The organism is Mesotoga sp. (genome assembly GCF_035363035.1).
Taxonomy (GTDB): Bacteria; Thermotogota; Thermotogae; order Petrotogales; family Kosmotogaceae; genus Mesotoga.
Genome location: NZ_DAOSEH010000041.1, coordinates 14,909 through 19,159, shown reverse-complemented (window position 1 = coordinate 19,159; position 4,251 = coordinate 14,909). Strand labels below are relative to the sequence as shown.

4 protein-coding genes are annotated in these 4,251 nt (G+C 46.5%); all 4 read right to left on the bottom strand.

Going from position 1 to position 4,251, the window contains the following annotated elements; genetic code table 11:
• Positions 1-255: 255 nt before the first annotated feature.
• The 4 genes from hisS to PKX57_RS07475 are packed head-to-tail and all read right to left on the bottom strand — an operon-like array spanning position 256 to position 4,112.
• On the bottom strand, positions 256-1,515 hold the full coding sequence (gene hisS, locus PKX57_RS07490; protein WP_472411447.1) for a histidine--tRNA ligase: 1,260 nt from the start codon (positions 1,513-1,515) through the stop codon (positions 256-258).
• A gap of 3 nt (positions 1,516-1,518) precedes the next feature.
• Positions 1,519-3,003 (bottom strand): TrkH family potassium uptake protein, encoded by a 1,485-nt coding sequence (locus tag PKX57_RS07485; protein ID WP_472416610.1) that lies wholly within the window; start codon positions 3,001-3,003, stop codon positions 1,519-1,521.
• Entirely contained in the window at positions 3,004-3,663 is a 660-nt protein-coding gene (locus tag PKX57_RS07480; protein ID WP_169699522.1) for a potassium channel family protein, read from the bottom strand.
• Entirely contained in the window at positions 3,660-4,112 is a 453-nt protein-coding gene (locus PKX57_RS07475; RefSeq protein ID WP_472411445.1) for a potassium channel family protein, read from the bottom strand. The genes PKX57_RS07480 and PKX57_RS07475 overlap by 4 nt, the downstream gene beginning before the upstream one ends.
• Positions 4,113-4,251 lie beyond the last annotated feature (139 nt).

Genomic DNA, 4,251 nt, shown 5'->3' with positions numbered 1-4,251 from the left:
GCGATATCCTTTTTGCCCATGGTTCTCTTAAGATGAACACCGAGCATCTTCGCGTATCTTCGCATTTCCTGAATCGACGGATCGGTCTTTAAAAAAGAACCGATTTCTTCTTTTTTCATAGCACAAATCCTCCCGGGCGTTATTGTCACTGCATATAATATAACACACCCTGGGAGGAAATATCAAGACAATAAGAACAACTATTGGCGATTATCTAGTTTTTTCTTTCCTGGATAACATAAATCGCGGTGTTATCTATATATCTCTCAGTTTATCGATAATATAATCGACCATGTAATCTCCGTCAACCTGATACTGAGAACCATCCAGCATTATCTTCACCGTCACGAGATCCTTTTCGAGTTCCTCATCGCCTATGATAACCGAAATTTTGGCCCCTATCCTGGCGGCGTGTTTCATCTGATTTCTCATATTTCTCTCCATTACATCAACATAAGTGGAGATACCGGCTTTTCTGAGTCTTCTCGCGTACTCGAATCCTCTCAAAGATCCCTCTCTGCCGATGCCAAGAATGGCGACTTCTGAATTTCTATCGGTTTGGATGTTAACCTTTTCGGCTTTGAGGAGCATTACTATCCTTTCAATACCTGTTGCAAAGCCCACTGCGGGACAGCTCTTGCCTCCAATCACTTCGACGAGCCCGTCGTACCTTCCACCACCTACTATCTGATCCTGACTGCCAAGTGAGGGAGACCTTATTTCGAAGGCCGTACGGCTGTAGTAATCGAGTCCTCTCACCAGATGGGGATCGATCTCGTAATCGATTCCGGACTTTTCAAGATACCACTTCAAATCTTCGAAGTGTTTCCTGCACTCCTCGTCTAGATACTCAAGTATGTTCGGAGCGTTCTCGGATTGCTCCCTGTCGATTTTGCAGTCGAGCAACCTCAACACGTTGCTGTCGAACCTCCGCCTGCAGTCTTCACACATTCCATCGACTTTATCGCGGAAATACTCCCTCAGGGCTTCTTTGTACCTGGCTCTGCAGGAAGGACAGCCTATAGAGTTTATGAAAAGCTTGGTCTTGTTTATCTTCACTTCTTTTAAAAACTCGCAAGCCAGTTCGATTATCTCAAAATCCGCCATGGCACTGGCCGATCCAAGTATCTCCGCTCCGAACTGGTGAAATTGCCTGAGCCTGCCTGCCTGGGGTTTTTCGTAACGGAACATTGGCCCCATGTAGAAGAGCTTCACTGGAGAACCCAGATTTATGAAAGAATTCTCGATAAAGGCTCTCGCAACGCTGGCTGTGCCCTCCGGTCTTAGTGTGATCGACCTTCCGCCTTTATCATCGAAAGTGTACATCTCCTTCTGAACGACATCGGTCGATTCTCCAACGCTTCTTTTGAACAGCTCGGTTGCTTCGAATATCGGCGTGCGTATCTCGTTGTAGGCGTACCTGAAGGTTATGTTTCGGACAGCCTGCTCTATGTACTGCCAGTATTCGATATCTTCGAAAGCAATGTCCTGGGTTCCCTTGATTCTGTTAATCATTCCTCAATCATTCCTCCGTTTAGCCAGCATTACTTTTCCGTCTCTCAGTAATTTAGTTATAGCATATATCACGACAAGAAACTCAAGTCTTCCTAGAAACATACCGATCGTCTCCGTCCAGATCAAACCTACGGGTGAAGAGGGAAGGGTAATTCCCACCGAAAGTCCGACCGTGCTGAGTGCGGAGGCGAACTCAAAGGCGGAGAATGCCAGCGAATGACCGTAAGAAGCCGTGATACCAACTCCAACGGCGTACGTTATAAAGTAAAGCGAGAAAACCAACAGAATCTCTTTCACCAGTGAATGATTCAAATATCTTTTGGTCTCGCCCTTCCAGATCTCTTCTTTAAGCAAAGCGTTCTTCGGCAGAAAATACATCTTTATCTCCATCCAGAGAAGTTTCCAAAGAGCGAAGAGCCTGTACTGTTTCAGTCCTCCTGACGTGGAATCGAGATCACCGCCGAATATCATTAGAATTGTTAATAGGTAGAGCCCCATTTGATTCCATGGTATGAAGTCAACGGTGGAGAAGCCCGTACCTGTTAACGCCGAGACTGACTGGAAAAGAGCGTGCCTGAACTGAGTTCCTATCGACTCATAGAAGTATTTCATCGTTCCGGCCATTATCAATGGAGTGAAAAAAGCTATTATCAGAAACATCAGTTTTGGCTCTCCATTTTTCCAGAAGGCTCTGAAGTTTCTTCTCCAGAGCGTATAGTGAATACCGAAACCGGTAGCGCCAAGCAGCATAAGAACAATGGTCACGATCTCTACGGGCAGACTGTTGAACTCGCCGATAGAGCCCAGTCTGGTCGAAAAACCACCTGTGGCCAGGGCTGTCAAAGAGTGGTTTATAGCATCGAACCAGTTCATACCGGCTATTCTGTACATTAAAATACCGGCCACCGCGTATGAAGTGTAGATAACCGCAATCGTTCTTGTTGAACTTTTTATGTTGGGCACCAGATTATCCATGCGTCCTTCGGCCTTGTAAAGGCCGAGCCCTCCCGGTCCTAGTATCGCGGACATCATTATTATCGCAAACCCTGCTCCTCCGAGGAACTGCAATATGCTTCGCCACAAAAGGTAAGTGTCGGGTATCGCGAGCACGTTTACCATGGTAAGTCCGGTAGTTGTCAATCCGCTTGTGGACTCGAAAATCGCCTGTGTGAAGTTAAGATAACCGCCAAAGATGAAGGGAAGAGCTGAAAAGATTATTCCAAATACCCACGCAAAAAACACTATGATGGCACCTTCCTGAACCGTGATAGGTGCTCCAGGCTTGACCTTCATGATGAGCTTGAACAGTATGCCAAAAGCGAAGCAGATCACCGCCGCTTCGAGAAATGGCAGACTATCCACAAATACCGAAGGATACCAGATACAGTAAAGCACAGGAAGCATCATTACCAGAGGGAAGAAGACGAAGAGATTCCCTATGTAGCCAAAAACCAGTCTATAGCGCTGCTTCAAAAGATTGCGGTACATTTATACTTCTCCTAGAAGCACTTCGAAAACCGATGACTGAACCTTTGGATTACTGAGAACCAGGAGGATGTCGCCTCCTTTTATGACGTTGTCCCCCCTAGGAATTATAACTTCGTTCTCTCTTATAATCGCACCGATCACGCTCTCTTTCGGAAGAGGGAGATTTTTAACGGCCTGACCTGTTGCCGGAGACTTATCGGTCATTTCAATCCTCAAGATGGAAATTTTTTCCGACGACGGCAGAAGATTGGTGATTTGCTCCCTGAAAAGACTGTCTTCGAGCGCCGATCCCAGTATCTCCGTGGGACTCACAACGTTCTTGATTCCCATCATCTGAAAAGTCGCTTTATTGTCGGGATCGTTCACAAGTGCTACAGGTCTCTCTATACCGTATACCCTCGCCGCCGTCAAGCAAGCTACTAGGTTGTCCTGATCGTTGGGAGTCAACGCAACGAAGAGATCTGTTCTATCGAGCTCCAGCTGTTCAAGAACGTATCTACGGCTTCCATCGCCTCTTATAACCAGCGCACGGAGTTTTTTGGCTATTTCTTCGCAGAACTTTTCGTTTTTATTTACGACCATAACCTGGTAACCCTTGCTCAGAAACCTTCTAGCGAGGTGATAGGCTATCTTTTCGCCACCTATTAGAACTATCTTCACCTCTCGTCACCACCGATGAAGTAGAGAACGTTTTTTATGTTTTCCACCGCGAGCAGAGTGGGACAGATGACCTCTATTCCGAAATCAGAAAACATCTCTATGTTGTTCGGATCGTAGGCTCTGGCAACAACGCGTGCAACTTTGAAATACTCTTTCGCCGACATCGCTACCATAAGATTCGTGTTGTCGTCGGGTGTCAAAACCAGTACGACATCTGCCTTATCTACTTTAGCTTCCTTCAAAGTGTCGAGTTCGGTCGCATCTCCGAGAACGGTGAACCCGGTGAATTCAAAGGATAATGCCTGAAAAGACTCCTCGCTTCTGTCAACAACCACGACACTGCATCCCATGGTTGAAAGCCAGTTGGCCATTCTTGAACCGAGCCTACCACAACCAAATATGACGACATAATACTCGTCTTTCCTGATTGCGCCTTTCATGAACGGCATCGGATTATTCCTCCAGTTTTCTCAACTCTGACGATGCCTCTTTGAACTCCTCGTCAAGAGAAAGTGCGGCCCGCAAATGTTTTGCGGCCACTCTCGGGTTAGAGCTCTTTATCAGGAGAGCATAGAGGAAGTGTGGATA